We start from the raw sequence: 4,646 nt of genomic DNA on the forward strand, positions 1-4,646 counted from the left end.
TGGGAAAGCTGTGTGCCTCCAGCCTCGCCACGTCGTCGATCTCGTCCGGCCGCGCCGGGCGGAACGTCTCCGCCAAACCGCCTCCCCGTGTACGTTCGCGTTGCGGGTCGCGCACGGGCGCATGGCCCGCGTTTCGCAGCATCAGGTGCCCCCGGCCCGTGCGGGCCCGGATGCAGGCCGCGCCCATGCGCGTACCGTGCCACCCGCCGCCCATGGGCGGCGCCGCACCAACCTACAGAAACGCCGCATGCAACGGAACGCCATTCCGCTCAGACCGCTGGCCCTGCTGCTGGCCGCCGCGCTGCCCGCATGCACCACGGCCGCGCCGCCCGCCGAGCGCGGCGCCGACTCGGTGCCGCCGGCCCCGGCCACGCAGCCCGCCGGCGCGCCCGCGCAAACGCCCCAGGCCCGGCAGGAGGTGATCCCCGGGCTGGAGGTGCTCGTGCGCGACTCCATGCACCTGGTGCGCGGCAAGCGCGTGGGGCTCATCACCAACCAGAGCGCCGTCACGCGCTCCGGCGAGCACGCGGCGGACTTCCTGCGCCGCAGCGGGGTGAACCTCACGGCGCTCTTTGGCCCCGAGCACGGCATCCGCGGCGAGCAGGAGGCGGGCGCCACCGTGTCGGGCGGGCGCGACGCGCGCACGGGTGTGCCCGTGTTCTCGCTGTACGACCGCACGCAGCGCCCCACGGCCGAGGAGCTGGCCAACGTGGACGTGCTCATCTACGACATCCAGGACATCGGCGCGCGGCCGTACACGTTCGTGTGGACGATGACCATGGCCATGGAAGAGGCCGCGAAGAAGGGAATCCCCTTCATCGTCCTGGACCGGCCCAACCCCATCACGGGGGTGGCCGAGGGTCCGGTGATGGACATCGCCGTGCGCAACGTCACGCAGGTCATCACGGGCTACTACACGGTCCCGCTGCGGCACGGGATGACGGCGGGCGAGGTGGCGCGCTACTTCAACGACGACGCGGACGTGAACGTGCCGCTGACGGTGATCCCCGTGGACGGGTGGCGGCCGGACGTGTACTTCGAGCAGACGGGGCTGCCGTTCGTGCGCCCCAGCCCCAACATCCGCTCGGTGGAGGCGGAGCTCAACTTCTCCGGGCTGGTGCTGGCGGAGGGGACCAACGTGCACGTGGGCCGCGGGACGGACGCGCCGTTCTCGTACTTCGGCGCGCCGTGGCTGGATGCCAACCGGCTGCTGCAGGCCGTGGCCCCGTACAACCTGCCGGGCGTGCGGCTGGTGCCGGAGCGCATCACGCCGTCGTCGGACCCGGCCGTCTACACGGAGTACCGCGGCACGCCGTTCACGTCGCTGCGGCTGGAGGTGACGGACCGCAACGCGTTCCGCCCCGTGTACACCACGCTGGTGCTGCTGACGGAGGCCAAGCGGCAGAACCCGGAGCGGTTCCGCGTGGCCAACGAGGGCTTTACGCAGATGATCGGCAGCCGGTGGGCGCGCGGGGCGTTCGACCGGGGCGAGGACCCGCGCGTCATCCAGCGCCGCTGGGACCAGGAGCTGGAGGCCTGGATGCGCGAGACGGCGCCGTATCGCCTGTACCGGCGGAACTGACGGCCGGACACACCGGGACACGGACGCGGAGACGCGGGGCGAGACATCTCCCCCGCGTTTCCGCGTTTCCGCGTCCCCTCCTGCGGCCGCCCCGCGCCACACGTTTGCTTGCGGCGGAGGGCGGACGTGGAGATCCTATCCGGATCCCGCCGTTCCGTTTCTTCCCCCGCCGACAGATGGAGCCCCCTTGATGACTCCGCAGGAGCAGGAGATCCTCGCGCGTGCCGGTGCGCCGACGGACGCCCGGTACTACATGATCTTCGACCAGTCCGCGCACCTGGACTACGACTGGCTGGTGGACTTTCCCACCTACTACAACACGGGGCACAACAGCACGCCCGTCAAGGACATCTACCCCCAGGCGCTGGCGCTGCTGCAGGAAAGCCCGGACTACTTCTATTCCATCTGCGAGATGGACTACTTTCGCCAGTACCTGGAGGACAACCCGGGCCAGGTGTCGGCGTTCCGGGCCGTCGTGGGGCAGCTGCGGCTGGCCGGCGGCGGCATCACCTCGCCCGACAACCTGCTTTCGCACGGCGAGGCCTTCATCCGCACCTACCTGGTGGGCCGGCTGTGGCTGGGGAACACGCTGCCGGAGCTGCTGCCCATCCGCATCTGCTGGATCCCGGACGACTTTGGCCACGACCCGGAGCTGCCGGCCACCCTGCAGGCCCTGGGGATGACGGCCACGTCGTTCTGGCGCGTGCCCGGCAACGCGGCCCAGGCGTCCACGCCCACGCTCGTGACGCGGATGTACGAGCAGGGGCTGGACTTTACGTGGCAGGCAGCGGACGGGTCCTCGATCTTCGCGCACTTCCTGCAGGGCGGCTACCCGCAGGGCAGCGGCATCGACGGCGGCCAGGGGCCCATCGCCAACATCCAGTCGTACTTCAACAGCTACTGGTCGTCGCCCAACCAGCAGGACGTTCGGGGCCCGCACGCCGTACCTGTACGTGCCCCTGGACAACGACTTCAGCGCCCCCGTGGAGGACCTGGCGAGCGACCTCGCGGCGTGGAACAGCTCCCCCGACGGCTACGCGAAGACGGGCGCGTACGCGGTGGCCCTGCCGTTCGCGGACTTTGCCCGGCTGGTGCAGCAGTACGACGAGCGCACCCCGTCGCTGGACACCGTGCGGTTCGACGGCCGGCCGTACTGGACGGGGCACTACATGAGCCGTCCGGCGCTCAAGATCATGCACTACGACGTGGCCCGCACGCTGCTGTGCGCCGAGACGCTGGCGCTGATGGCGGCGCCGGGCGGCGCCCTGGCGAGCTCGTTCCCGGCGGACCTGCTGTCGGCGTGGGACGCGTTCTCGCCCAGCACGCACCACGACTTCGTCAACGGCACGGCCACGGACGCCGTGTACCGGGGCGAGCAGACGTCGGAGCTCACCGCGTCCACGAGCACGGCGCGCAGCCTGGCGGGGACGGCCCTGGGGGCCCTGGCCGCGTCCGTGGCGACGGACCCGCGCTCCGGCGAGACGGCGGTGGTGGTGGCCAACTCGCTGGGCGTGTCGTACGAGGGAGTGGTGGAGCTCGCCTCGCCGCCGGCCGGGGTCCGCGGCGTGCGGTTCGGCGACCTCACGGGACCCGTGCAGCAGAGCGCGGACGGCGGGCTGCTCTTCCTGGCGAAGGTGCCGCCCCTGGCCTGGACCACCGGCTACCTGACGGGCGACGCCGGCAGCGGAACGACGGGCCTGTCGCTCACGGGCGGCGGCACCACCTGGACGCTGTCCAACGAGCACCTCACCGCCACCGTGTCCCTGGCCGCGCCGTACTACGGGGGCCTCTCGTCGCTCCTGGACGCCGGCGGCAACGCCGTGCTGGGCAACGGCCCGGGCAACCAGGTCGTCGTCTACCGCGACAACGGCGACATCTACGAGTTCGGATACGAGTACGTGGCGGCCGGGTACTCGCAGTACCACGGCTTTACGCCCCTCACCCCCACCAGCACCACGGTGGGCGCGGCCACCGTGGTGGAGAACGGGCCCCTGCGGGTGACGCTGCAGGTGCCCGTGCAGCTGGTGCTTCCCAACGTGGGGACGTTTTCCGCCGCGCTGGAGTACAGCCTGACGGCGGGCGAGCCGTTCCTGCGGATGTCCATCAGCGGCGCGGCGCCGCGCGGCACGTCGGTGACGGTGCAGTTTCCCTTCGCGCATCCCGTCGACGGGATGTGGAACGGCACGGCCAACCACTGGACGTCCCTGCAGCAGGCCCACATCGACGGGTGGAGCAATCCCGTGTTCCGCCCCACGCACCGCTTTGTGCTGCCGCGGTCCAGCGGCACGACACTGGCGGCCGTGTACCACGGAGAGGTGCCGGCGTGGGCGTGGAACGGCTCCACGCTCATGGGATGCGTGCTGCGCAACACGCCCAACCAGAACGGGCACGGCGCCGCCGGGTCGGACAACGACAGCCACACGCTGCACTACGCCCTGCGTCCCGCCGCGGGGCTGGGCGATCCCGGCACGGCGCAGCCCCTGGCGGAGTCGCTGCGCTACGCGTGGCCGCCGCTGGCCGCCGTCGCGGGCAGCACCTCGGGGACGCTGGCCGCGCAGGGCTTCGTGGCCTACGTGACGGATGGGACGGGGGTGATCCTGGCCGCCAAGCCGGGGGACGTGACGCCGGGCAGCACGGTGCTGCGCCTGTACCAGCCGACGAACGGGGTGGAAACCCTCTCCATCCAGCTTCCCCGCGCGGCCAGGTCCGCCGTCGCGGTGACGGCGCTGGAGGATGCGCTCGAGACGGCCGGCCCCAAGGTGTCGCTGAGCGGCACCACGCTCACGGTGGTCATGCCCAACGCCCTGGCCACCGTGCAGCTCACCTGGTGAGGCAAGCGGTGCCGACGATCGTGCACCGGTGAAAACCCGGCGGCGCCTCCCTCAGAGGGGATGCCAACCCGAGTTCGATGCCAAGATGCGTCATCCTGAGGGAGCGCCGCGCATGACATGAACGCACGCAGGCCTTTGGCGCGACCGAAGGATCTTGTGTGCGAGACTCGGAATACGCCTTTGTGCACGAGGGCAACCGCAGAGCCTTGCGGGCAAGATCCTTCGTCGCCGCC

General features: G+C 71.3%; 2 protein-coding genes and 1 pseudogene. All 3 read left to right on the forward strand.

Annotated elements, in window-relative coordinates; genetic code table 11:
- The first annotated feature begins 247 nt into the window (after positions 1-247).
- A complete protein-coding gene (locus VFZ20_RS05860) occupies positions 248-1,582 on the forward strand; it encodes a DUF1343 domain-containing protein (RefSeq protein WP_329682904.1) in 1,335 nt (444 codons plus the stop codon).
- A 253-nt stretch (positions 1,583-1,835) separates the two neighbouring features.
- Positions 1,836-2,369 (forward strand): annotated as a pseudogene (locus VFZ20_RS32890) (hypothetical protein); the annotation flags it as partial.
- Between the two features lie 166 nt (positions 2,370-2,535).
- Positions 2,536-4,413 (forward strand): hypothetical protein, encoded by a 1,878-nt coding sequence (locus VFZ20_RS05875; RefSeq protein WP_329682907.1) that lies wholly within the window; start codon positions 2,536-2,538, stop codon positions 4,411-4,413.
- Positions 4,414-4,646 lie beyond the last annotated feature (233 nt).

Source organism: Longimicrobium sp. (assembly GCF_036280135.1).
Taxonomy (GTDB): Bacteria; Gemmatimonadota; Gemmatimonadetes; order Longimicrobiales; family Longimicrobiaceae; genus Longimicrobium.

Excerpts from the sequence above, each read along its gene's own strand:
- VFZ20_RS05860 (WP_329682904.1), top strand. The coding sequence starts at position 248 with ATGCAACGGAACGCCATTCCGCTCAGACCGCTGGCCCTGCTGCTGGCC.